The sequence below is a fragment of the Peribacillus sp. NPDC006672 genome (assembly GCF_050274955.1).
Classification (GTDB): domain Bacteria; phylum Bacillota; class Bacilli; order Bacillales; family DSM-1321; genus Peribacillus.
This window is the reverse complement of the sequence record NZ_JBNNOR010000019.1, coordinates 1-25,054: the sequence shown is the minus strand read 5'-3', so window position 1 is coordinate 25,054 and position 25,054 is coordinate 1. Positions and strand designations below refer to the sequence as shown.

General features: G+C 39.5%; 20 protein-coding genes and 1 pseudogene. 6 read left to right on the top strand and 15 right to left on the bottom strand.

Annotated features, from left to right (window positions below):
• Positions 1 to 6: 6 nt before the first annotated feature.
• The 8 genes from ACQKKK_RS22390 to ACQKKK_RS22355 all read right to left on the bottom strand — a co-directional run bounded on the left by ACQKKK_RS22390 (position 7) and on the right by ACQKKK_RS22355 (position 8,623).
• Positions 7 to 219 (bottom strand): acetyl-CoA carboxylase biotin carboxyl carrier protein subunit, encoded by a 213-nt coding sequence (locus tag ACQKKK_RS22390; RefSeq protein ID WP_427619210.1) that lies wholly within the window; start codon positions 217 to 219, stop codon positions 7 to 9.
• Between the two features lie 38 nt (positions 220 to 257).
• A complete protein-coding gene (locus ACQKKK_RS22385; RefSeq protein WP_427619209.1) occupies positions 258 to 1,607 on the bottom strand; it encodes an acetyl-CoA carboxylase biotin carboxylase subunit in 1,350 nt (449 codons plus the stop codon).
• A gap of 12 nt (positions 1,608 to 1,619) precedes the next feature.
• Positions 1,620 to 3,257, bottom strand: a complete 1,638-nt coding sequence (locus ACQKKK_RS22380; RefSeq protein ID WP_427619282.1) for an AMP-binding protein — start codon at positions 3,255 to 3,257, stop codon at positions 1,620 to 1,622.
• 120 nt (positions 3,258 to 3,377) lie between these two features.
• Complete coding sequence (locus ACQKKK_RS22375) at positions 3,378 to 4,520, bottom strand: acyl-CoA dehydrogenase family protein (RefSeq protein WP_427619208.1); 1,143 nt, start codon at positions 4,518 to 4,520, stop codon at positions 3,378 to 3,380.
• Positions 4,521 to 4,581: 61 nt separating this feature from the next.
• Positions 4,582 to 5,232, bottom strand: coding sequence for a TetR/AcrR family transcriptional regulator (locus ACQKKK_RS22370; protein ID WP_427619280.1), 651 nt, complete (start codon positions 5,230 to 5,232; stop codon positions 4,582 to 4,584).
• A 177-nt stretch (positions 5,233 to 5,409) separates the two neighbouring features.
• Positions 5,410 to 6,171, bottom strand: coding sequence for a hypothetical protein (locus tag ACQKKK_RS22365; protein WP_427619206.1), 762 nt, complete (start codon positions 6,169 to 6,171; stop codon positions 5,410 to 5,412).
• Positions 6,172 to 6,199: 28 nt separating this feature from the next.
• Positions 6,200 to 7,246 (bottom strand): cytochrome d ubiquinol oxidase subunit II, encoded by a 1,047-nt coding sequence (locus tag ACQKKK_RS22360; RefSeq protein WP_427619204.1) that lies wholly within the window; start codon positions 7,244 to 7,246, stop codon positions 6,200 to 6,202.
• A gap of 15 nt (positions 7,247 to 7,261) precedes the next feature.
• Positions 7,262 to 8,623, bottom strand: a complete 1,362-nt coding sequence (locus ACQKKK_RS22355; RefSeq protein ID WP_427619203.1) for a cytochrome ubiquinol oxidase subunit I — start codon at positions 8,621 to 8,623, stop codon at positions 7,262 to 7,264.
• Between the two features lie 391 nt (positions 8,624 to 9,014).
• Between ACQKKK_RS22355 and ACQKKK_RS22350 the strand changes: the two genes are divergently transcribed.
• A complete protein-coding gene (locus ACQKKK_RS22350) occupies positions 9,015 to 10,499 on the top strand; it encodes a flavin monoamine oxidase family protein (RefSeq protein WP_427619201.1) in 1,485 nt (494 codons plus the stop codon).
• Positions 10,500 to 10,740: 241 nt separating this feature from the next.
• Here ACQKKK_RS22350 and ACQKKK_RS22345 read toward each other — a convergent pair whose 3' ends face one another.
• Together ACQKKK_RS22345 and ACQKKK_RS22340 are read right to left on the bottom strand one after the other, a co-directional pair.
• Complete coding sequence (locus ACQKKK_RS22345) at positions 10,741 to 11,085, bottom strand: Ger(x)C family spore germination C-terminal domain-containing protein (RefSeq protein WP_427619278.1); 345 nt, start codon at positions 11,083 to 11,085, stop codon at positions 10,741 to 10,743.
• A gap of 36 nt (positions 11,086 to 11,121) precedes the next feature.
• Positions 11,122 to 11,637: pseudogene (locus ACQKKK_RS22340) on the bottom strand (spore germination protein); the annotation flags it as partial.
• Positions 11,638 to 11,953: 316 nt separating this feature from the next.
• On the opposite strand from ACQKKK_RS22340, the gene ACQKKK_RS22335 reads away from it, so the two are divergent.
• From ACQKKK_RS22335 to ACQKKK_RS22325, 3 genes are read left to right on the top strand one after another with little or no spacing between them, the layout of a single operon-like run.
• On the top strand, positions 11,954 to 13,447 hold the full coding sequence (locus ACQKKK_RS22335) for a spore germination protein (RefSeq protein ID WP_427619277.1): 1,494 nt from the start codon (positions 11,954 to 11,956) through the stop codon (positions 13,445 to 13,447).
• Between the two features lie 18 nt (positions 13,448 to 13,465).
• A complete protein-coding gene (locus ACQKKK_RS22330; protein WP_427619199.1) occupies positions 13,466 to 14,557 on the top strand; it encodes a GerAB/ArcD/ProY family transporter in 1,092 nt (363 codons plus the stop codon).
• A complete protein-coding gene (locus ACQKKK_RS22325) occupies positions 14,554 to 15,639 on the top strand; it encodes a Ger(x)C family spore germination protein (protein ID WP_427619197.1) in 1,086 nt (361 codons plus the stop codon). The genes ACQKKK_RS22330 and ACQKKK_RS22325 overlap by 4 nt, the downstream gene beginning before the upstream one ends.
• 180 nt (positions 15,640 to 15,819) lie before the next feature.
• Here the strand turns inward: ACQKKK_RS22325 and cysI are convergent, their stop codons facing one another.
• Together cysI and ACQKKK_RS22315 are read right to left on the bottom strand one after the other, a co-directional pair.
• Complete coding sequence (gene cysI / locus ACQKKK_RS22320) at positions 15,820 to 17,538, bottom strand: assimilatory sulfite reductase (NADPH) hemoprotein subunit (protein ID WP_427619195.1); 1,719 nt, start codon at positions 17,536 to 17,538, stop codon at positions 15,820 to 15,822.
• Positions 17,539 to 17,564: 26 nt separating this feature from the next.
• Positions 17,565 to 19,379, bottom strand: coding sequence for an assimilatory sulfite reductase (NADPH) flavoprotein subunit (locus tag ACQKKK_RS22315; RefSeq protein WP_427619193.1), 1,815 nt, complete (start codon positions 19,377 to 19,379; stop codon positions 17,565 to 17,567).
• A 342-nt stretch (positions 19,380 to 19,721) separates the two neighbouring features.
• Between ACQKKK_RS22315 and ACQKKK_RS22310 the strand changes: the two genes are divergently transcribed.
• Positions 19,722 to 20,630: a LysR family transcriptional regulator gene (locus ACQKKK_RS22310; RefSeq protein ID WP_427619191.1), complete on the top strand. Its 909-nt coding sequence runs from the start codon at positions 19,722 to 19,724 to the stop codon at positions 20,628 to 20,630.
• Between the two features lie 1,013 nt (positions 20,631 to 21,643).
• A complete protein-coding gene (locus ACQKKK_RS22305) occupies positions 21,644 to 21,802 on the top strand; it encodes a hypothetical protein (protein ID WP_427619189.1) in 159 nt (52 codons plus the stop codon).
• A gap of 668 nt (positions 21,803 to 22,470) precedes the next feature.
• Here ACQKKK_RS22305 and ACQKKK_RS22300 read toward each other — a convergent pair.
• The 3 genes from ACQKKK_RS22300 to ACQKKK_RS22290 form a co-directional block, all read right to left on the bottom strand.
• A complete protein-coding gene (locus ACQKKK_RS22300; RefSeq protein ID WP_427619187.1) occupies positions 22,471 to 23,244 on the bottom strand; it encodes a GNAT family N-acetyltransferase in 774 nt (257 codons plus the stop codon).
• A gap of 116 nt (positions 23,245 to 23,360) precedes the next feature.
• Positions 23,361 to 24,092: a class I SAM-dependent DNA methyltransferase gene (locus ACQKKK_RS22295; RefSeq protein ID WP_427619185.1), complete on the bottom strand. Its 732-nt coding sequence runs from the start codon at positions 24,090 to 24,092 to the stop codon at positions 23,361 to 23,363.
• A gap of 236 nt (positions 24,093 to 24,328) precedes the next feature.
• Complete coding sequence (locus tag ACQKKK_RS22290; protein WP_427619183.1) at positions 24,329 to 24,799, bottom strand: VOC family protein; 471 nt, start codon at positions 24,797 to 24,799, stop codon at positions 24,329 to 24,331.
• Positions 24,800 to 25,054 lie beyond the last annotated feature (255 nt).

Below are 25,054 nucleotides of genomic sequence, written 5' to 3'. Positions count from 1 at the left end.
GTCCCTTTATTCAATGACGGCCAAAACATCGCCCTCATTTACGAAATCCCCTTCATTCACTTTAAGTTCTTTAATGGTGCCAGCTTCCTCTGCTGCAATGGGGATTTCCATTTTCATCGATTCCAAGATAATGATATCCTGTCCGTCGGTTACACTTTGCCCCTCGTTCACTACGATTTTCCAAACGCTTCCTGCCATGCTTGCCTTTAATTCTGCCATCTTGTATTCCTCCTGATCATTATGTTTTAAAATACGCCTTATACAGTCAATTTTTTAATATATTTCGCAATGAAATCCGTAGTCGTATCTCCTTGGGAAAAAGCTTCATGAGAAACTATTTCCATCAGCAAAGGAAGGTTTGTTTTAATTCCTTCTATTTTATAGGTTTCCAAAGCTTCTCTTAATCTCTCGATCGCTTTATCCCTCGAATCGCCGCTCACTACCAATTTGGCGATCATCGGATCATAAAAATGGGATACGACGGAAGTTCCATGAACCGCCAATTCATGACGGATCCCCTCACCTTCCGGAAGTTCCATGCTGGTGATTCTCCCCGGTGCTGGATAGAAGGTTTTCGGATCTTCAGCATATATGCGCACTTCAATGGAATGTCCATCCTTTTTAATCTCTGCTTGGGTGATTTCCAGTTTGTTGCCTGACGCGATTTTTATTTGCTGTTCGACTAAATCCAGTCCCGTAATTTCTTCGGTGACAGGATGCTCAACTTGAAGGCGTGTATTCATTTCCAGGAAATAAAAATTTTTATCCGCATCAACTAAAAATTCGAGGGTCCCTGCATTGCTATAACCAATGGATTTTACCGCATTCACTGCAGCCATTCCCATCCTGTTTCTTGTATCTTCGTCCAGGAAAGAAGAGGGAGCCTCTTCCACGACCTTCTGGTGGCGCCTTTGAACGGAGCATTCCCTTTCCCATAAGTAAACAGCATTCCCAAAGGAATCCGCTAATACCTGAATTTCGATATGGCGAGGCTTCTCAATCAATTTTTCTATGAACATATCTCCATTTCCAAAAAACAACTGGGCCCGTTTTTGATTCCCTTCGAATGCCTTGGTAAGTTCATCTTCATTAGCAACGGCCTGCATGCCGATTCCACCGCCGCCTGCTGCTGCTTTTAACATGACTGGATAGCCAATCTTCTCGGCAACGGCAGCCGCTTCTGCGCTATCAATTAACGGACGTGAAAATCCAGGCACCAATGGAAGTCCCGCTTGCTCCATCTTTTTCCGTGCCTCGACTTTATTGCCCATCTGCTGGATGACCTCTGGGTTGGGACCAATGAATATCAAGCCTGCTTCTTCGCATGAACGTGCAAAATCTGCATTTTCACTAAGAAATCCGTAACCAGGATGAATGGCTTCCACTCCGGTTTCTTTAGCAATTTCCAAAATCTTATTGACGTTTAAATAGCTTTCCTGTACTCTTGGGCCACCCAATAAATATGCCTCATCTGCCAGTCCCACAAACGGCGAATCCGAATCTGCTTCCGAATGGACGGCGACAGTAAGTATTCCCAACTTCTTGCATGTACGAATAATACGTGTTGCTATTTCTCCTCTATTTGCGATAAGAATTTTTCGAATCATTTGGTATCCTCCTTATTTAGTGCGTTCCGATAGTAGGTCAAGCGTTTGTTGCCGAAGCTTATACTTTTGGATCTTTCCGGATGCAGTCATTGGATAAGCATCGGTAAATTGAATGTAACGGGGAATTTTATGAAATGATATCTTCCCTTTGCAATACTCTATCAATTCTTTCTCCGTAAGGGTTTCTCCCGGTTTCAAAATGATCCATGCCGCTACCTCTTCCCCATACTTCCGATCTGGAACACCGAGTACCTGGACATCTACAATTGCAGGATGTTTATAGAGGAACTCTTCTATCTCACGAGGATAAATATTTTCCCCCCCGCGAATGATCATATCTTTCAACCTGCCTGTTATCATGCAATAACCATTCTCGTCCATCACCGCTAAATCTCCCGTATGAAGCCACCCTTCCCGGTCAATCGCCTGTTCAGTAGCTTCCTGGTTATTATAATATCCCTTCATTACATGGTATCCCCTTGAACAGAGTTCCCCCTGTTTGCCCCGTGGGACTTCTTCTCCAGTAGCCGGATCGACAATTTTCACTTCCACTTTCGGCAATGCCCTTCCCACTGTGGAAACACGTAGTTCAATTGGGTCGTCCGTTCTTGTCATCGTAATTCCTGGCGATGATTCGGTTTGACCATAAGTAATCGTAATTTCAGAGATTCCCATCTTATTCACCACACTTTTCATAACTTCGATCGGACATGTGGAGCCTGCCATGATTCCAGTCCGCAACGAACGTAAATCATACTGGTCGAAGTCATCGAGATTAAGTTCGGCGATGAACATCGTAGGTACACCGTGGAGCCCCGTACATTTTTCTGCTTCAACGGCCTGAAGGACTACGCGTGGATTAAATTCCACAATAGGCACCATTGTTGCCCCTACAGTAACAGAGGCCATCGTACCAAGGGAACAGCCAAAACAATGAAAAAACGGAACGGGGATGCAAAGCCGGTCATCCTTTGTAAGCTTCATGCACTCCGCAACATTCAATCCGTTGTTGACCAAGTTTGAATGGGTCAACATCACTCCTTTTGGAAATCCTGTCGTCCCTGATGTATATTGCATATTAATCACATCACTGGAAGCCAATTCCCCCATCCTCAGGTCCAGTAACTCCTCTGAAACGGATTCGCTCCCGCTTATGACTTCATCCCATGAAAACGTGCCAGGATAACGCGTTTCGCCTAAAACGATGATATTTTTCAATTTTGGCAGTTTTTCAGATTGTAATTTTCCTGGTTCTGCAATTTTCAATTCAGGTACAATTTCATACAACGTATCTATATAGGAATGATCCTTATATTGTTCCATCAGGATTATCGTCGTCGAATCCGATTGCTTAAGCAGGTATTCCAGTTCACTTGTACGGTAATTGGTATTGACCGTTACCAGTACCCCGCCCATTTTCGCGGTCGAAAATTGGGATATAAGCCATTCCGGTTTATTGGACGCCCAAATGGCGATATGTTCCCCTTTTTTTATATCGAGTGACATGAACCCCCGGGCCGCCTTTCGGCAAATCTTTTCAAATTCGCGATACGAATGACGAAGGCCAAGTTCATGGTAAACCACCGCTTCATTATCCCCATATTGTTCAGCTGTCTTTTCAAGCAGTTTTCCGATAGTAACATCTAGCAAATCGGACATCAAACTCCTCCTATCAAATAAAAGTAAGAATGAACGCTTTTTGCTGTATGGATAACATCTGCTTCTCATCTGATTGAACCCAAGCATCATTGTTCATTCGTTCCGAAAAGATTAACAGCCTAATTGTCTGGCGATTACCATCCTTTGAATTTCGGATGTGCCTTCCCCGATTTCCAATAACTTAGCATCTCTTAAATAGCGTTCCACTTCATATTCACGCATGTATCCAGAACCGCCATGTATTTGAATCGCTTGATTGCTGGCCCGGAACGCGGTCTCACTTGCAAAAAGCTTGGCGTAAGCCGCTTCCTTTGCAAAAGGTTTTTTATTGTCTTTTAACCATGCCGCCTTATATACCATGTTCCTTGCCAATTCAATTTCCATTGCCATGTCTGCAAGCTTGAATTGAATCGCCTGAAAACTTGAAATGGATTTACCAAATTGAATGCGCTCTTTTGAAAAAGCTAAAGCCTTATCAAAGGCTGCCTGTGCGATGCCCACGGCCAAAGCTGCAATTGAAATCCTTCCGCCATCCAGCGTGAATAAAAATTGTTTGAACCCTTTGTCTGGATCTCCCAATAAATTCTGCTTTGGTACGCGTACATTATCAAGAATGATTTCACAAGTATTGGAAGCCCGAACTCCCATTTTTTCATAATTGCTATTGATCGTAAGCCCTTGGGTATCCGTTGGCACGATGAACGCGGAGATGATGTTCTTACCCCTGGAATCTTTGCCCGATACAGCGGTAACGGTGATGGTTCTTGAATAGCTGGCATTTGTTATCCATGTTTTCTCGCCGTTTATCACATATTCATCACCTTCTAATACGGCAGTCGTTCTCGTACCGCCAGCATCCGAACCCGCATTAGGCTCTGTCAACCCGAAAGCTGCCAAAGTTTCACCGGTCGTGATTGGAACCAGATATTTTTGCTTCTGTTCTTCGGTTCCAAAATAGTAAATTGGACTTGCTCCAAGTGAAACGGCTGCTGCATAGCTTAACCCTGTTCCTCCGCATGCCTTGCCAACCTCTTCCACTGCAATGGCATACGAAATCGTATCTCCACCCGAGCCGCCATATTCTTCAGGGAACGGAATTCCAAGCAACCCGAGTTTCCCCATTTTTTTGAATGCATCCTCCGCAAACATGGACTTTGCATCCAATTCTATGGCAATTGGTTTAATTTCCTTTTCCGCAAATTCCCTAACCATTTCCTTAATCATCTGTTGTTCTTTCGTAAGTGAGAAATCCATTTGTTTATTCCCCTTTCTATTAAGACCGACTAGTTGGTCTGTACAATTCAGGTTTTACTGTTTAATCCACAACCAATTGGTTCTTCAGTAAAAATGGCCGGGTTATTTCCTCTTCTTTTTGGTTATCCGTCAATAGTGCGTGCAGAATTAAATCTACGTAAATATCACCAATTTCATCGATGGTTTTTCCGCCGTCCCTTTTGTACCATTTGTAGGACCAGTTCACCATGCCCAGAATCGACATCCCGGTAATTTCAACCGGTAATTCGCTGCGGAACACTCCCTTGTCAATACCTTCTTTGATGACGGAAAAAATAATTTCTTTATATATTTGACGTTTTTTTTTGATTGCTTCAACATAAGGTGGTTTTAAGTAAATGCTTTCTTGATAGAAAACTGAGATGTGTGGTTTATAGAGGTCAAAAACTTTAACGAAAGATTGAATGATCTTTTGCATTTTCTCTGTTGGATGGGTACTTGCTGAAATGGCTTCCTGTGCTTTAGTTAAAACATATGAAATAAAGTAATCATGAATGACAAATAAGAGCTCATCTTTGGAAGAGAAATGGTGATAAAATCCACCCTTGCTAGTTCCGCATGCCTTGACGATTTCGTTAACGGAAACACCATGAAAACCATGCTGTTCGAAGAGCGTCAACGATGTTTCGATTATTTTTTCTTTTAACTCCGTAAGTCTGCACCCCCCTTGTATCCGCTTACATTTAATCCAGCAAAAGAAGTTTGATTATGTATAAACTGGATTTATTTAGATTTTACCAAATATTTAAAAATTGTCAATTTTAAATATAAACAAAAAACAGCCCTCATGACCAAGAGCTGTCAACCTGCTTTATTTAAGATATGTCTGAACAATTACCATTCACACGGACTATTTATTATTCTTTGCCTTGACTGGTTTAACCTGGGCTTTTACAAGCTGCCATCCATTGTTATAATTCCATACCGATTTAATCTCCAATATCGGATCGCGTTCATCGGACCCTTTCACATGTTGGATCCCTGTAAGCCCCTTTCCTTTTCCTAAAAATGTCTTGAGGTCCAGTGAAGAATAGGGATCAACCAAAAGCTCGGTCGGTTCATTTAGCTTTCCATTTCTGTAAATGCCCAATGCATCATAGGTTTGTTTTCTGGAAATGACATCTATCACCACAGGTTTTTGTCCTTCAATAATGATTTCCGCTTTGTATCCATCGAGAAATTGGGCCATTACAGGAACGGATGGCGGGACTTCCAGTTCCTTCAATTTTCCATCTTTGAACGTATAGGCGTAACTGGATACCAAACGATCTTTACCTTCCATTAAAACCGTGACCAATACATCCTGGATACCATCATTATTCAAGTCCGTAACCTTGAGATCTGGATTATACCCTGCTTCAAGCGGAACGCTGATTGTACGGCGATTGCTTTCAACACTCAACTCAATTTTCTTCAGAAATTTGCTTCCTTCCTCATATGGCAGCCCCTGTACCTGGATGATGTCTATTTTCTGGTCTCCTGTTACATCTCTTTTTGTTGAAATATAGGTGCCATCGACCTGAAAATTTTTATCATGTGCTTCAACCGCTTGATAGCTCAAAAAGAGTGAGATGACTAAAACCGTATATTTTAGCAGATTTAACATTTTCATAGTGATAACCTCTCTTTTCCAAGATGAACTAGTTTGACATTTGTTTCCGTTTGAACTTTCGGCGCTGATCTTTCATGAAGATGGACCAGAAATAATAGAAACCTGGCACCAATATCGCAAAGCCCACAATATATGTGGCAAACAAGGCACGGAATGAAGTCGGGTCGGTAAATCCTGAAAGGATTGTGACATTTGGATAAATAATATAGGGTAAATGTGCGATTCCATAAACATAACTACCGATTAAATACTGAATGATAATCGCTATAACGGCGAGGCGAGGCATTCCTTTAACCTCCCGCTTAGAAAAGTGGGGCAGATAAAGAGCTACCCCGCTAATGATAAAAAACACGAGCGAGATGAGTAATAATGCAGAGTTTTTCATCATCCCATCGTAAATCCAATTTGCTTCATTTTTTAATGTGAACATAACGAGCATTGCCATGACTAACATAAGCGGTCCCGTTATCATCGCATCCCTGCGGTATATTTTGTAGGCTTCCATTTCATCAGCCTGTTTCGAGTAATCAGATAGGAGCAAGGATGATAAAAAAAGTGTGCTCATAATTCCGAACCCTACAAATGAATACTCATTTGGACTTGTGAAAAGTTTAGAAAGGTTCAATCCTTCATTTCCTCCCACGTCCTCGACAAATCCAAGGTGGGTGATTGGCAATACGCTGATTAATAATCCGGGAATGAGCAATCCCGTTAATCCTGATATATACGTTAACACTTTTTCATATTTGTCCACGCTATGCGAGAAAACCAAGAATGCACTCCTAATACATAGAAGGACCAAGATCAGGCTTGCGGGAACGATCAAGGCTACCCCAATCGGGAAAACCGCACCTGGAAATAAACTGTAAATAGCGATAACAAGACCAACCACAAAAGTATTAGTTACTTCCCAAGTTGGTGATAAATAGCTATTCGCTATCTTCGTAGCATTGGTTTCTTCCTTTTTAATGTAAGTCATTGCCCAGAAGCCAGCGCCAAAATCCATGGAGGCCATGATGGCATAAAGAAAAATAAAGCCCCACACAAGTGTTATTGCAAGAAGCGCATCACTCATTCGCCTTCCCCCCTTTTATGAATTCGAATCGAAAAACCGTACGTCTTTCTGTTCGGCTATATATATATCATCCATCACGGAATGACGTTTGAAATAATACAAAAGTGTAAACACGACAGAAACGCATAAAATGATATATACAAGAATGAACAGCGTAAATAGAAATCCAAGGTTTTCGTACGAAGTTACTGAATCCGCGGTGGACAGCATCCGATATATCGTCCATGGCTGCCTGCCTGTACAGGCAAAAATCCACCCGCATTCGATTGAAATGACCGAAAGCGGTCCTGCAGCGACAAACAGCCAGAGAACCCATTTCGGATAAGTCTCCTTCTTTAGCCACTTATTCCAAATCAATGCAAACAAGGCTAACGCAATTAAACCTGAACCAATGATGACCATGGCGTTGAATAAGATATGGACATAAAGCGGCGGCCAATACTCTTTTGGAAAATCGTTCAAACCGGTTACGACAGTATCAAAACTATTACCAGATAGGAAGCTTAATACCCATGGAATTTCAATGCCATACTTCACTTCCTGGGCTTCCCTATCGGTATAGCCAAATAAGGTGAGTCCAGCATGGTCCTGCGTTTCGAACAATCCTTCTGCCGCCGCCAATTTTTCCGGCTGTTCCCTATATAAATGCTGTGTAGTAGTGTGACCGTTCAGTGCAGTCAAAAAAGAGAAAACCAAACCTAATACAATACTGAGCTTCAGTGCTTTTTGATGAAAATTAAATTCAGTAGTGCCAAATTTATTTTTCAGCATCTTATAGGCTGCAACTGCTGCTACAACAAAAGCGCCTGTAGTATAAGCAGTCAGTACCGTATGTCCTGCTGTCACCGAGAAACTAGGGTTGAAAAATGCCGCCCAAGGATCGACGTCGACGATTTCCCCATTTTCAAACCGGAACCCAGCCGGTGTCCCTTCAAAAGCATGGACATTCGAAATCAAAACAGCCGAAGCCATTGCTCCGAATGCAACAAAAAATAAACTCACGATTCGTGCCCATGGCCTGATTTTTTCAGCAGCATACACATAGATGGACATGAACAGCGCTTCAACCATGAATGCATAAATCTCTATCTGAAATGGAAGCGCCATGACACGTCCAATCACTTCCATGAATCCAGGCCATAATAGTGACAACTGCACACCTGCAATCGTACCAGTCGGAATCCCGACCCCAAGTAACACCCCTAATGTTTTGGTCCAGCGTTTAGCCATGACAACATACTGTAAATCCTTTGTCTTTTGATACATCAATTCCGCGGCCAACATCATCATCGGCAACCCGACGCCGATCGTTGCAAATATGATATGTACAGCCATATTCGTCCCGAACATCGCACGGGCCATTTGTATATGATCCATACTGCCTTCCTTTCTAACCTTTGTCTCTTGGTAGTATCTCCGCAGCAAAGGAAAATATTTAATAATATTCCATAAACTAAGTTTTCATAGGTTTTGCAAAAAATCAGTTAGTTACTTAATGATGGTTTTTTGGTTGATTGGTTTCTCTAATATTCTGTCGAGGTTATTTTTGGGATATATGAGGCATTAAAAAAATGGTGATATGGTCCGTCTTCAAAGGAGGCATAAGCTCCAAGATTATCAGATTTAAAGAAGACATTTTTTCTTGAAGACTGTAATTTTGGAAACTTCATGACAAATTATTGAAGACCCATCATAAATGGTGAACCAATAAGAATATGATAGCGTAAATCCCATATAGGAAAGTGTAGCCCGAGAGGAGAAAAACACTTTGTCCCTTATCAGAGATTCGCTTTCAACCGATCAAAAGCTGGCTTTCATCAGAAATGGACTGGGGTCATCCAAAATACCGAAAAAAATCATTATCATTGGTGCCGGCATGTCTGGGTTAGTTGCAGCATCCCTTTTAAAAGAAGCCGGACACGATGTAACAATATTGGAAGCTACCGGCAGGGTCGGAGGGCGTATTTTGACCATACGGGAGCCATTTTCAGATGGTTTCTACCTTGAAGCAGGTGCCATGCGCATTCCGAATTATCATTACTTAGTTGCTGAATACATCAAGAAGTACGGTTTACGAATCATCCCTTTTGTGAACGCGACTCCTAATGATCCCATTTATGCCAATGGAATCAAGACGACCGCTGCCATTTATCAACGAAACCCGGATATACTGAAGTACCCAGTAGCTCCTCATGAAAGAGGTAAAACAGCTGAAGAATTATTTAACATGGCAATTAAGCCAGTGACCGATTTCATCATTCAAAACCCAATTAGAAATTGGGAAATAGTTATTAAAGAATTTGATAAATACTCCATGGGCTTCTTTTTGCAATACAATCCAGTAGGGATGAGTCTATCAACCGGCGCGATTGAAAGTATTAAAGTCCTAATGGGTTTAGAAGGTTTCCCTGAACTTTCTTTTACTGCCATTCTTCGGGAGTTTTTGCCACTCCTTAATCCAAACATAGTTTTTTATTCAATCGAGGGAGGAAACGACCGGCTTCCTTATGCTTTTGTACCCGAATTAAAGGATAATCTAAATTTCAGATATGAAGTGACAAAGATTGTTCAACATGATAATCGAGTCACCATTCATTCTAAACACACTCAAAGCGAAAGACCCTTAACCGTTACCGGTGATCTTGCCATCGTGACAATACCTCTTCAATTATTGTCATTTATAGATATTGAACCCCGCAATTCCTTTTCCCATAATAAGTGGAAGGCAATAAGGGAACTCCATTATCCTGCTTCAACAAAAATCGGACTTCAGTTCAGACATAGGTTCTGGGAAAGGGAAGGAATATTCGGAGGTAAATTGATGACCGATTTACCCATTAGATTTTCTTATTACCCCAACCAAACGGTAAATCCAAGTGAATCTGGGATCATCTTAGCAAGTTATACATGGGGGGATGATGCCACTTTATGGGATATCCTCCCGGAAAAAAAACGTATACAACACGCATTGAAAAATTTGGAAAAGGTACATGGAAAACAAGTATACGATCATTTTTTATCAGGAGCTTCTTATAGCTGGACCATGAATCAGTACGCATACGGAGCGTTCTCCATGTTTAAACCTGGTCAGGAAACGGACTTGTTTCCATACATCCCGACTCCTGAAGGAAGGGTTCACTTCGCTGGAGAGCATACATCAACAGTACCTGCTTGGATTGAAGGGGCCATTCAATCCGGCATCAGGGTTGCACATGAAGTGACGAATCTTCCAAGAACTTTCGATGTGCCTTAATAAATGATGGGATCGTTTACTTTTTTTGACCATGTTGCATTCAATCAACTAATGAGCCTTGACAAAAAACCTTTCCATCCAATAAAAAATCAAAAAGGTGTCGGAATGAGAACATTCCGACACCTTTTTGCCTACAAACTGAAAACTTCCCATTTGTAAGGTTTTTCATTCTTATGATGCCTGCTCATTTATGGAATGTTCGCCTTTACCCCTGACAATTCACTTCACCCCTCCTTTTGAACTAAAGTCTATGATCCTGATAATTAATATCAGCTTTACTGAAAATCCCATCCCATTTCTGCTTATGTTTCTCCCAAAACTCCGGATGCTGATTTTCCACATACTGAAATAATCCAGCCACCCCTGTTTTATATTCATGCTGTAATTTGTCTACGATTCTCTCGACATCCTTCTCAACTTCAGCCTCGGCAATATGCTCAATCTCTTTTAAATAGGTTTCATTAAATGAGTTTTCCTTGCTATACCAATCTTCCGAAAGTCTTGCTGTGTACCAGACCTTAATATTAATCATCAAATGATTCCCGTTCAATTTTGTCGTGGTTTTCCTCCTTGTCCTTATAAGCACTTCAACACTTAAAGGCTTACCGTGTAAAAAAGATCCTGCGACCCATCTTTCATAATAATCATCCGGTGACTGCAGTAACATCGTGATTGTCGCCGGTGCCATCAACGCAAATGGTGAGCCGTCACCCATCATGACCACCCTTCCCTCCTGCAGTGCCGCCAATACTTTATCCGGACGCTCCGTATTCTGGATCTGTGGGAAAGATATATACGATGTATCTTCAATTAATTCTTCAAGCATTCCCGTGTCTTGAAGATCAGTAGCTTTCACTCCTTCTATCCGTTTATTCACTTCTTTTAGCAAAGAATCGCTTGCTTTTCCGTAATAGATCCATGCAAAATCCCGCTTTTCAAACGTCCCTGTGTTTGACAATAAGGTTAGGGTGGTTTGAATATTGCCTTTTCAAGCCGATATTTTCTTGAAGAAACTTTCGATAAACCCGATTTTCGGTCCATGGACAACCCTTTCTGTTGAAGGTTCACCCAGTGTACGGGTTTTTTCCTTTTCCAGATTCAAGACATAACCATTCGCTATCCCGTTCCATTGACAAATACAAATAATCCTGAGCAGGGAATGAGTACCTATTTTAAAACAACATCATCCTGCATATCCAATTCTGTATGCAAGGGTTTACTTTTCATGGCGAACTCCTTTGGTTAATGAGTTTATTTTCAGTTTCCTCTTTTTTAAATTTTTTTATTTGATAAGGAAATCTTGATAGGGTTTTTTAATGAATCCCCTTTCCGAAACGAGCACCATGGGCAAACTAAAATGGTTAATATGTAATTAATTTGCAAATGCTAGGATAATAAGCTTTAGTTTAGAGGTGACAACATTGTTTAACCGTAGAAAGTTCAAAAAAAAAGACATTCAACATTATGTCAAAAATGACGAATTTAAAAAAACTTCGGACGTAAGGGACCTATTCAATTCCCTTTCTTCATCCAATGATTTCATAAACCATCAAGGAACATATAATGGCGTCGGCTATTGGGTATCGTTTTATCGCTCTTTAATTGATGCACAGCAACTTCACGAAAGTGTTCTTTCTGTCATACCAACTCTGAAAACGATAAATTTGGAGCAAATTAAAGAAAACGTTCCTATTGAAAATACGCTTATAACCAGTACCAAAGTTGTAATCGAAGAAAGGATCATGAGAGGCGAAATTGCCATTCGTTTAGATGGAAATCTTGATGAATGCCTATTAATCAATGTTGCGGCCCAACGAGGCAGGCAAGTTAATAAACCTGAACTTGAATTTGGAATCATAAGTGCTCAAGAAGCTTTTGTCGAGGATATTGATATTAATCTGAATCTAGTCAGAAAAAGGCTGCCTATCCCAGGGTTACAAGTAAATGAAAAGACTGTAGGGTCCTTGTCTAAAACGAAAGTGGCAGTGTTATCGATAGAAGGGATTGTTGATCAGGAAAATGTTGATAATGTTATACAAAGGATCAATGACGTAGAGTTTGATGAAATATTGGACGGGTCACATCTCGCGCAAATGCTATATGATAATTCAAATACCTTATTTCCCCTTTTTCTAAATACGGAAAGGCCTGATCGCATCGCAGGTGCATTGGCAGAAGGTAAAGTAGCCTTGTTAATCGATAGGTCGTCCTCTGTACTTATTACTCCAACCATATTGTTGGAATACTTTATCACCATGGAAGATTATAATATGCCTTGGATTCCGGCATCTGCTTTCCGTTTATTAAGGATATTTGCGGTGGCTTTTTCCATATTTGCAACTCCCATTTATGTAGCCGTGCTGACCTATCATTATGAACTGATTCCTAAAGATTTGTTGGAAACGATCGTCACTTCAAGGAACTTAATTCCTTTTCAGCCTTTAATCGAAGCGTTATTCTTAGAGATTTCCATTGAGTTATTACGTGAAGCGGCAGCCAGGCTGCCAACAAAGGTAGGTCAGACATTAGGTATCGTCGGCGGTATCGTTATCGGTCAAGCGGCAGTTGTAGCTGGTCTGACCAGTAATATCTTATTAATCATCGTTGCCCTCTCGGCTTTGGCATCATTTGTTACTCCTATTTATAAAATGGGGAATGCCATTCGGTTACTGCGATTCCCCTTTTTAGTGGGGGCCCAAATTTGGGGGGGACTTGGCATTATCCTAACGGCCGTGTTTTTGATGACCCACCTTATCAAATTAACATCAATGGGACACCCGTACCTTGAACCCATATATCCATTTCGCATCCAAGATTGGAAAGATAGCTTTGTTCGGCTTCCTTATAATCTTTTTAAATCCAGACCTGAAAATTTACATCCTGATGATAAGTCCAGACAGCCAACGCCAAAAAAAGCGAAAATCAAAAAAAATGATTTTAATGAATGATTTAAATGAGGGTCCTATATGAACCAAGTAGAAGTTAATGAAAATTATAAGGTATCACCGTTCTATGTGTTTTTTTTAGTGCATTCCATGCAAACGGGAGTAGGCGTTTTAAGTTTTCAAAGAGTTTTAGCAAAGTCGGCGGGAACGGATGGCTGGATTTCGATACTACTTGCCGGATTGATCGTTCATATATTGATTTGGATCATATATAAAATATTAAGTATCGTCCCAGGTGATATCATTTCTGCCAATAATCATGCATTCGGAAAATGGATTGGGAATTTTTTCAGTCTATTATTCATTCTTTACTTTTTGATCCTTGGAATGAATATGATTATCAGCTATATAAATGTCATACATGTATGGATGTTTGCAGAGGTAGCTTCTTGGGCGTTTACAGTGGTTTTATTGCTTTTGATTTATTATATAAATACGGGAGGCTTCCGTACAATTACGGGAATTGCCTTTTTAAGCGTCATTTTGTCTTACTGGATTTTCTTTGTCCTATTCTATGCCATTAAATACTCTGAATTCACCAATTTGCTCCCTATATTCGACCACAACCTATTGGATATACTGAAGGGAACCAGAAGTACTTCCTTAACTATGCTTGGTTTTGAAATGATCCTGATGTTTTATCCGTTCATCAAAGATGCTAAAACTTCACAAAAATATGCTCATGGAGGGGCCTTAACAACAACCTTATTAACCGTATTCATTTATTTAGTTTCACTGATTTTTTATTCACAAAAACAGTTGGAACTGACTATATGGCCGACACTTACAATGACCAGCATTGTCGAATTACCTTTTATTCAGCGATTTGAATATATAGAAATTTCTTGGTGGGCCATTTTTGTCATACCAAACATGACCATCTGCTTGTGGGCTGCCAGCAGGGGTGTCAAGCGCATATTCAACGTTCAGCAAAAGTATCCATTATGGGCAATGTCCATCATTATCCTGCTCACAAATATATTTGTTTTTGATCAAGATTCCCTATATATATTGAATAAAATAATCAATCCATACGCCGTGCTCTTCCTTGCATTATATTTGCCTCTTCTTTTAATCATCATTTATATAAAGAAAAGGAGGAAACGTTTATGAGAAAATTATTCATTGTCATCTTGGCTTTTCCCCTCCTTTGCAGCTGTGCCCAGCCAAAAGTGGTTGATGAAGTCAATATGGCCCAAGCCATTGGCTACGATATACGAAAGGATAAAATAATCGAAGGAATGTTCGTTATCCCTATCTTCCAACAGGACAAGATGGGGATGTATCAAATCTTAACTGGAACATCGACGACAACGAGTGATGTTCAGGCTATCGTATCCAAAAAAGCGGATAAGCCGGTAATGCTTGGACAGACACGCATCTTTTTATTTAGCGAGAAAATCGCACATGAAATTGGAATGACAGAACTGACCGATTATCTCTACCGTGAGCCTCAACTGGGAAACAGGGTCATTTTGGGCATCGTTGAAGGAAAGGTCAAGGATTTCATAAATACCAAACCACCAAATACGAATGTAAATATTGGAGTCTTTTTATCGGATTTAATTAATCAACAAATTGAAACAGGGAATGGTCCGGAAACAAACCTCCATCTTTTTTTAAGAAACTCCCTGGAAGCTGGCGGAGATTCGTTTCTTCCTTTATTTAAAATAATTAATAAAGAAGCTGCAGTTTCAGGAGTTGCCTTGTTTCATGAAAATAAAATGGTCAGTAAAGTTCGAACGGATGATATGTTCATTTTCAAGACATTAGTTCAATTTCATAAACGGGGGATTTACAAGTTCCAATTAAAAGACAAGCAGAAAAGTGATATCGTAGTAGAAAGTATCCGAAGCGGTTCAAACTATGAGGTATCCAACTCCGAGCGAAATCCGTCCATTACGATTAAGCTCAAAATTAAAGGACAAATTAAAGAATCAATGCGAAGTGACAATCTAACCAATAAAAAGATGATAAAAAGGATTGAAAAGGATATGGAAACTTCCTTAAACAGGCAGGCAAACCGTCTTATTAAAGATTTTCAGAAAAAAAACATTGACCCGATTGACTTGAAGGGAAAATATCACGCCAAAAATAAAAAAATGACCTATGAACAATGGAGAAAGATCTATCCCATGATGGACATTAAAGTAGAAACCAAAGTTGACATCCTCCAAACCGGGGTCTCTGAATAATCAAGAGGGAATACTATCGAAGTCAATTGCCTGTTTGTTAAGGCTTCTATGCAGTCAGTAAGTAACCATACTCTGTTTAATCTCTAAAATAGTCAAAGCTAGGATACCCATATCTAAACTTCCGTTGACATTTCCATTAAAAAGAGACAGGAATCCATTCCTGTCTCTCGTTCGTTTTAATTAATCATGAAAATTCGTTCCATCCGCCACTTCTTTAACAATGCCTGCATTGATGACAAAGTCCCCAAAATGCTCTCCTTGCTGACGTTCTTTCGCATAACGGGAAAGAAGTACACGCAACTCATTTAAAATCTCTTCTTCACCGATGTTTTCACGGTACATTTTGCTTAGCCTGCTTCCATCAAATGCTGCACCGAGATACATATTATATTTGCCAGGTGCTTTACCTATAAAACCAATTTCTCCAAGTGCATGCCGGGCACAGCCATTCGGGCAACCGGTCATGCGGATCGTGATTTCTTCGTTCCTCAGCCCGTTTTCATCAACGATGGTCTCGACTTTATCAAGCAAAACCGGCAAATAACGTTCTGCTTCTGCCATTGCCAAACCGCATGTTGGAAGCGCCACGCATGCCATCGAGCTACGTCGGAGTGCTGAATGGTGTGCACCGTCCGTCAAACCGAATGTTTCGAGCAATTCAACGATCTTTTTCTTTTTCTGGCTTGATACATTGGCAATAATCAGGTTTTGATTGGCCGTCAAACGGAAATCACCCGTATGAATCTTAGCTATTTCGCGCAAACCGGTCATCAGTTTGTAATCATTGATATCGGCAATTCGGCCACCCTCGACAAATAGTGTAAAATGCCATTTTCCTTGAATGCCTTTTTCCCAGCCATAGCGGTCACCATTATTGTCGAAATGAAAAGTTTTCGCTTCCTCCAGTTTCCAGCCTAGACGGTTTTCCAGCTCAGTCTTTACCACTCCGAGTCCAAGCCTGTCAACCGTATATTTGAACCGGGCATTTTTCCGGACGGAACGGTTTCCGTAATCGCGCTGGATCGTAATGATTTTTTCCGCCACATCCAGTATTTGGTCAGGATTACAAAAGCCAATTATTTTGGCCAGTTGGGGATATGTCGCATTGTCACCGTGGGTCATTCCCATACCTCCACCGATCGCCACATTAAAACCAACGAGTTTTCCACTTTCAACAATTGCTATGAAGCCAAGGTCCTGGGAGTAAACATCAATGTCATTGGATGGAGGAACCGCAATGCCTATTTTAAACTTCCTTGGCAAATAAAGCGGTCCGTACATTGGTTCAACTTCTTCCAATTCAGGTGTTCCGACGACTTTTTCTTCATCAAGCCAGATTTCATGGTACGCCCTTGTACGTGGCAATAAATAATCACTCAATTTTTTCGACCATTCATATACTTCCGAGTGGATTTCGGATTGAAATGGAATCGAATTACACATTACGTTCCGGTTTACATCTCCGCATGCAGCAATTGTATCCAGCATGGACGCATGAATTTCCTGAATCGTTTTTTTCATATTCCATTTTAAAATACCATGCATTTGAAATGTCTGTCTTGTTGTCAATTTCAATGTACCGTTACCATATTTCTGAGCAAGGTCATCCATAACAAGCCATTGAGAAGGCAAAGCAACCCCACCTGGCATGCGGACACGCAACATGAACTGATAAGCAGGCTCAAGTTTTTGTTTTTGACGTTCATTGCGCAAATCCCGGTCATCCTGCAAATAGCTGCCGTGATGTTTCATTAATCGATTGTCATCATCTGGAATCCCGGCGCTGATCCGATCCTGCATCACTTCTCCAAGTGTTCCTCGCAAATAATCACTTTTTTCTTTAATTTGCTCAACATCACTAGGCGGGCCTTCTGGTGCTTTTAATAGTGGGTTCACCATGTCGTTATCTCCTTTTCATCCAAATTTCAGTAAACATCACGTTGATAACGTTTAGCCTGTTGCATTTCGTCAAGATAAGCTTGCGCAGCAGCATGGCTCATCTGACCTTCTTTTTCAATGATCTCAATTAGCGTATTATGGACGTCATGTGCCATGTTTTTCTCATCGCCGCAAATGTAAACCGCTGCCCCTTGTTGAAGCCATTCGTATAATTCCCTGCTGTGCTCGAGCATCCGGTTTTGAACATACACTTTTTCAGCCGCATCACGGGAAAAGGCAACATCCATTTTCGTAAGTACACCTGTTTTCAACCACTTTTGCCATTCAGTCTGATAGAGGAAATCCGTGACGAAATGCTGATCACCGAAAAAGAGCCACGTTTTCCCATTCGCTTCCGTTTCTTCGCGATCCTGGATGAAGGATCTAAACGGAGCAATGCCCGTTCCAGGTCCAACCATGATAATAGGCGTGTCTGGGTTCTTAGGCTGCTTGAAGTTCTGGTTATGCTGGATGTAAACGGGCAGCATGTCCCCGGTCTGTATTCGGTCCGCACATAAAATGGAGCAGACACCTTTTCTTGGACGACCGTGACTTTCATACCGGACAGCACCGATTGTCAAATGCACTTCATCCGGATATGCGGATAAGCTATTCGCAATTGAATATAGTCGTGCAGGCATTTTCCGGAGTATGGATACGAACTCTTGCGCCGATTCGCCCCAAGAGCCAAAATCACGGATAAAATCAAGCAAATCACGGCCCTCACGATATTCTTTTAGTCTTTCTTCATTACCAGGTAATAAAATCTCCTTTAAATCCTCGTTACCTGAAAGCTGGGCCGCTCGCTCAAGGAGAGATTTTGTTAAAACCGTAATTTCAAAATCGGAGATGAGCGATTCCCTTAGCTGACGGAGTTCTCCCTGCTTATTGATCTTCACGGTTTCTCCAGGGTCCAAATTGAGTTCCAAAAGAAGCATATCCACTAAATCCGAATCATTTTTCGGATAAATACCAAGGCTGTCACCAGGTTCGAATGTAAGGCCAGAGCCTTCAAGTGATAACTCGAGATGATGTGTCTCTTTATTAGAGCCACGGCCGTTCAAGTTTATTTTTTCCAGCACTTCCGCTTTAAACGGATTTGTCCTGGAATAAGTGTTTTCACCTGCTGAAGGTATCGCTACGGGAACTGCAGCATCAGTACTGCCTTGCGCTTCACTTAAACTGGAAATGACTCCTTCCAGCCATTCTGCCGCCGGCTCATCATAATCAAGGTCACAGTCCCTTCGCGGAAATAGTCGTGTCCCGCCAAGTTCCTCCAACCGTTTATCAAATTGTTTTCCTGTTTCACAGAAAAACTCATACGAGCTGTCCCCAAGCGCCAATACTGAAAAGCGGAGACCTTCAAGGCTTGGTGCTCTTCTGCCATGGAGGTACTCATAGAAGGAAAGCGTATTATCCGGCGGATCTCCTTCTCCATGCGTGCTTACGGCAATAAGGAGATTTTGGACTTTTTTCAAATTGTTGACTTTAAAGTCATTCATGGATGAAATGGCAACCTGAAAGCCATTACCCTCAAGTTTTCTCGCCGCATTTTCCGCCAGCCCTTGAGCATTGCCAGTCTGTGAACCATAAAGAATGGTAATATCTTTTGAAAATGTCTTCCCGCTGCCTAGGTCCTTCATTACCGGGGCACCGGCTGTTCCAATATTCGAAACGGATAAAGATCCGGTCAGATAACCGCTCAACCAAATTTTTTGTGTTTCTGTCAAACTAGGCAGAAGACTGTTAAGAAGCTCTGCCTGTTCATGATTAAAGGGACTGTTCATTTCCTGAAGTTGCACGATTTCCACCTCTCAAAAGGATATAAACTTATCTTAGTTGACTCTTATATACAACGAGTGGGCTTAATATTTATTTCCATTCATTTAATTAACTCGCTTACTCCTATAGACCAAGTCGGTTTTAACTGAAAAAAAATTAGAATTACAGTTCATACAGGAATGGAACACTTCTTCAAACCACGATACAAATAAAAAATAAGGTTATAAAGGACGATAGCCTTCCCCAGCCTAAACTCTTCCTAAAATAAGTTTCTCATTAACTTTACTGGAAGGTACATCATTAGTAAAATATATATAATTTATTGCAACTATTAAGAATATTAATAATAAGGCGGGATTCTTATGTACTATGATGCTTTAAAAACATTTGTGACCCTTGTAGAAGTCAAGAATTTTACAAAAACAGCAGAAATCCTTCTTATGTCGCAACCAAGTGTTAGTTTGCACATTAAAAAATTAGAAGAAGAGTTCCAAACCAAATTATTTCTCCGCTCTCCTAAGTTCCTAAAAGTCACCTTAACAGGAGAAATTCTTTACGATCGGGCTAAACAAATGATCACAATCTATGAACAGACCCGAGAGGACATTCAGGAACATGATAAGTCCATTAAAGGCGAATTAAAGATTGGGGCAAGTTTTACAATCGGAGAATATATCCTCCCTTCGTTACTCATTGACCTTCAAAAGGACTATCCTGAGCTTGAACTTCAAGTTGTAATTGGAAACACCGAAGAAATCGTTCAAGCCGTTCGGCTATACAAAGTGGATATTGGTTTAATCGAAGGTCAAACTAATGAAAAAGAGCTTTCCGTACACCCCTTTATGCAAGATGAGCTATTCGTTGTTTCTTCAAATGATCATGAACTTTCTTATAAAGACGAAGTGGTGATTACTGATCTACATGACCAAGCATGGGTAACCAGGGAAGTTGGATCTGGTACACGTGAGTACCTTAACCACGTCATACGCACTAATGGTTTGAAAATTAAATCGATACTGACGATAAGCAGCAATCAAGGAATTAAAGAAACACTTATAAAAAACGGCGAAGGGCTGGCTCTCCTTTCCCAAAGTGTCATTGAAAGGGATGTACAAAATAAAATCCTTTCTATCATTCAGTTAAAAAATGAATCCTTTAATAGAACTCTTTCATACGTTTATTCACCGATTATGGAAGATAAAAAGAATGTTAAAACTTTTATAACTGAATTAAATAAAAAATGGCCAATGAAAGCAAAGCCGATAGTATGATCATTACGAAAGATGCAGTCCTGTGAGAAGTACATGCTGGGGAACCTTATGAAGGAAACCTTGGTTGCTTCTGTACTCTGATTGCATTTAAAGTCCTTAATGATCGGAGTGAAAAATTGGATATGTGCAGCTAAATAGGAAGTGCGCATTGTCATACCGCTTGGGATACTTAAAGTTTTGTTCGGCACTCCGTACGATTTTCATGCAAATGTTTGGTTAATCGTTTTAATGACGCGACTAAGAGTTCCAGTGGTAACCGATGGTTAATGGAGGATCAGACGGAAGTGGACTGTATCCACTTCCTAACATAACAAAATGATAATGTTATAATCTAAATAGCTGTATGTAATACATATAGATCGCTACTGACTTGAAAACCCTCCGAAATAAGCTAACCTTTTCCTATGATGATATGGATCAGGTAGAAAATTATAGTTTGGCATATTACCCCAATTCCCTGCAACTAAACCTTCACAATCTCATTAGCGGAAACCAAAAAACCCCGATTTTAGGAGAAAAGGTAAGGAATTTTTGCTTTTAATAGAATTAGAAAAAGTACTTACTTATTCAATAAAAGCCCTCTTTAGCTGACTGAGTGTTATACAAATAACAAATTTCATTTCATAGTATTCTCTTTTTGGTACACATACTCAATAAATGCATTAACAACTTCCTTATATTTTTGCTCGACTTTTTGTTGATCAACTGTTTGAATTTGTCGTTCTTTCATAATCCACTTACCATCAATCATTACATGTTTGATAGAATCTTCTTTTAAGTAAAGTAATAAATTATGCAGCAATGTAGAATAATGCTCTGTTTCGAGTGATGGTAAAAGAAAATCTTCTTTTTTAATAAATACAAGGTCTGCTTTATAACCTTCTTGAATTTGTCCATGAAGCTATACTAACTCCAAAGATAGTCTTCTTGTATCTATTTATGGTCCATAAAAAATCATAAATAGCATTAGAAAAATGTTAAATACTAACAATATCTTACCAAAGAGATTTTTAATGGCTAAAACAGAAAATACAATAGAAATTAAGAATGAAAAAATTGCGAGTTTTGGTGAAAAATACACAATGTCTAAAATGCCTATCATAGGAAAAAACAAAAATAAAATGCTAACAAATATAAATATCATTGAAAAAAGTAATGCTATCGTGATGTAAATATAAGTTCTGACTTTTTTCAGTTGTTGTTTCTCATAACTATTATCAACCATTTTATCCTCCTAATATTAATTTTTTTAATCAACCTTTACCTAATACTATTCTTTATCTGAACAATAAAGACCTTCTTCAATTATCCTACCCCTTTAGCCATTCAGGAAGCGCAAAAATCAGCGCTTCACCACAGAGAATGAAAATTGATCTCTATGTGATAATGTTGTAATGGCTGGAGAAGAAGGTCGTTGAACTATGGTGCCTTTGAGCCCATTCGTTAGTTTGACTCCGACGACCATTGTGGACCACCGACTGTTGCGCCCTATATGGGTAGGACTCAGGGGAGATTGATCCTTTTTTGGTCGTTGCGCTAGCCTCTACTTAATTTACTATACTTGGAGGTTTTTGTTTAACGATTTACCAAACTCAATCAGATCACTCATAAGGCTCAGCCTTTTTTTAAAAAGCGTTTTTACTGGGTCTATTTTGTTAAGGTGGGAGTTTAAGTGTATTAATCACAAACTTAGCTGGTTTTGTTTAAAAAAGAGAGATGTGCTCAATACTAATTTTCATTAATTACAGGAATGCTACCCCTTTAGTTCATAACAAAAAGGTTGCCTCATCAACTTCTATTATTGGAGTAAAACACCCGTTAGCGAAATAAATAAAAACTTTTAGCTTCTAACGAATACCGAATATTCCATTGGATTTTCGAATCCTAATCTTTCAGCCAGCTTTATCGACGCAAAATTGTTAACATCACAGTCCCAATTGGGTTTCAAATTTCTTTCAATACAATGTCCAATGAATATTTCTGCAACATTTTGAGCCAAGCCCATTCCTCTATACTTATTTTGAGTTGCAATATCAATTTCAGCAAATTGTGATGAACTAAATATTGATGTACACTCACTTACAACGCTATCATTATGTAACAAACAATAACCAAAACCATTCTCTAGAAAATTTGATACTGAACCCCAATATTCATTATAATAAGATTCATTAAATTCCAGACTTTCAGTAATTATTTTTTCATCTATTCTCTTTACTATAAAATCTTTAGGGACTTTTTCCTTTTTTATTGCTGCATATGTATCCTTATTAAAATGAAAAGAATATCTGTGCATTTGTCTTAACTCTTTTTCAAACAATTTATTTATAACTTGATCCCACTCTTTTGATGGAGAAAACAAAGTGAATCGCTTTTTATCATTTTTTCTACTTCTATAAATCTCTAAAAATATGCTGTCAAGATCATTGTTCATTTCGTCTCCACCGACAACAAAAAGACCTGAATCAGTACCAACTAAAACTGTTTTCTTTAATTCATCCATATAAACCTGTCCAGGAATAAAATTATTTAATACAGAGTAAGCAAATGTCGGATAAGTTTCTTTATCATTTTTTTTCAGTAAATTTATTACCTTCTCAAATTCATTATTCATACACTGGTTCCCCTTTTGTTTTAACTATTCCTCAAACTTTTGTACTTTCCTTCTTCTAACTTGCCCCGAGTTCTTAATGAAAAGAGTTCCGAGCAACCTCCCTTATTGAAGAAATCTTATTTTTTACAAGAAAAAATCAAGAATAGTGGAATTCTCATTCGACGTTTATATTCACTTTCACTGCTAAATTCCTCAACTCTTGGAGTGCCTTCTCTAATATCTTCAATATTGAATCCAGCTAGCTTTAAAAGTTGATAATATTCTTCAAAAGTTCGATGATATTTAACAACCCTTTTATCAATCCAGGGTTCTATTCGTTCGCCACTATTAAAATAATCATCCACGATCCAATCTGCTTTTGAAGAAGAAGCTGCTGCACTTTTTATTGATGAAGTTAATACAGGATGCTGAACACTAAATATAAATTTCCCATTACTTGCAAGGGAACCATGAACTTCTTGAAATATATCCTTTAATTCTGCTAAATAATGTAGAGCTAAACGTGAGACAACTAAATCATAATTTTCTGATTGAAAATTCCACGTCTCCATTGAAGAAAGATGCACATTACCCTCTGTCCCATTTAGGTTTTTAGTAGCTTCCCTAACCATATTTACTGAACCTTCTACACCGTCATACGAGATACATCCTTTTTGTAGAAGTTCAACACCAAGTTTAGCCTCACCACACCCTAAATCTAACACCCTTCTTCCTACTACATCACCAATAAGTTCTAGCAATATAGGCTTTTCAATAATATTGTTTGGACTTTCTTCACGATTTCTTCTGGTGATATAATTCTCGAAAAATTTATCATCATTGTAAGCTGATGCACCTCTGTATTCCATTAAATTACCTCCCCAAAGATAACCAATCATATCAAAAAAATCGATTTTATAATTCCTTAACTTTTTATCGAAAAAGTCACATTTGTTGAACTAACCAGCCCTTATAATTGCATAAGGAAAAGAAGCTGCTGATCAGCTCCTGATAATGAAATAAAGCACCCGTTTTTCCATATGGAAAAGGATTGCCACAGCAACCGCCTTGTTAAACTCAAGAATCCATTAGAAACAGAGCAGAATTAGTTGTGAGCGGCATTTCGTCTATACCAATCCTCTAATGACATCTCTCCAAAGGATTCCTCAAAGTCCAATCTTAAAGGAGCAATCAATTCAAGAGAATTTCCGTCTGGGTCATTAAAATAAATAGCTGCGTGAGCTTGTGGATTATTATCGAGAACTAAAGGTTGTTGTTCTTCAGTTAAGTCAAAGGTTGTACGAATTTCGATTCCTTTACTATTTAACCAATCTTTTGCTGAAGTCATCATGTCCTCTATATCTATTTGTAAAGCTACATGTCGTATTGAAGGATGGTACGGAATTTCTACCTGGTTTGTTTCCCATAGACCGAGCCAACTTTTACCTTTCTCAATCCAGAAGAAAGCTACTTTATCACTTTGATATGCAATTTCTAAATCTAACTTTTTATAAAATTTTATTGAGTTTTCAAGATTACTTACAGGTAAATGTGCCTCGTAAAGACCTTTTATCATTTCTCGTCCCACCTCGTTATGATAGCTATAAATTCCTTATTTTTACTGTAACACACTAATATTTGGAATCTCCAGATATAAGCCTGAATCAAGCTACATTTATAATCGTAGTTTTTGAGTTAAAACAGAATTTTGTTGAACTAGCCTGCCCCGTTTGTTGCAATCGAGTAGAGGGAAAATAAATGTATTATTTTCGCCCCTCTCACAACACCGTACGTACGGTTCGCGTATACGGCGTTTCAATTTATATCACAG

Bases quoted from the DNA above. Each gene is read 5' to 3' on its own strand.
- ACQKKK_RS22390 (WP_427619210.1), bottom strand. From the start codon at position 219: ATGGCAGAATTAAAGGCAAGCATGGCAGGAAGCGTTTGGAAAATCGTA.
- ACQKKK_RS22385 (WP_427619209.1), bottom strand. From the start codon at position 1,607: ATGATTCGAAAAATTCTTATCGCAAATAGAGGAGAAATAGCAACACGT.
- ACQKKK_RS22375 (WP_427619208.1), bottom strand. From the start codon at position 4,520: ATGGATTTCTCACTTACGAAAGAACAACAGATGATTAAGGAAATGGTT.
- ACQKKK_RS22365 (WP_427619206.1), bottom strand. From the start codon at position 6,171: ATGAAAATGTTAAATCTGCTAAAATATACGGTTTTAGTCATCTCACTC.
- ACQKKK_RS22360 (WP_427619204.1), bottom strand. From the start codon at position 7,246: ATGAGTGATGCGCTTCTTGCAATAACACTTGTGTGGGGCTTTATTTTT.
- ACQKKK_RS22355 (WP_427619203.1), bottom strand. From the start codon at position 8,623: ATGGATCATATACAAATGGCCCGTGCGATGTTCGGGACGAATATGGCT.
- ACQKKK_RS22330 (WP_427619199.1), top strand. From the start codon at position 13,466: ATGAACCAAGTAGAAGTTAATGAAAATTATAAGGTATCACCGTTCTAT.
- ACQKKK_RS22325 (WP_427619197.1), top strand. From the start codon at position 14,554: ATGAGAAAATTATTCATTGTCATCTTGGCTTTTCCCCTCCTTTGCAGC.
- cysI (WP_427619195.1), bottom strand. From the start codon at position 17,538: ATGGTGAACCCACTATTAAAAGCACCAGAAGGCCCGCCTAGTGATGTT.
- ACQKKK_RS22310 (WP_427619191.1), top strand. From the start codon at position 19,722: ATGTACTATGATGCTTTAAAAACATTTGTGACCCTTGTAGAAGTCAAG.
- ACQKKK_RS22305 (WP_427619189.1), top strand. From the start codon at position 21,644: ATGGCTAAAACAGAAAATACAATAGAAATTAAGAATGAAAAAATTGCG.
- ACQKKK_RS22300 (WP_427619187.1), bottom strand. From the start codon at position 23,244: ATGAATAATGAATTTGAGAAGGTAATAAATTTACTGAAAAAAAATGAT.
- ACQKKK_RS22295 (WP_427619185.1), bottom strand. From the start codon at position 24,092: ATGGAATACAGAGGTGCATCAGCTTACAATGATGATAAATTTTTCGAG.
- ACQKKK_RS22290 (WP_427619183.1), bottom strand. From the start codon at position 24,799: ATGATAAAAGGTCTTTACGAGGCACATTTACCTGTAAGTAATCTTGAA.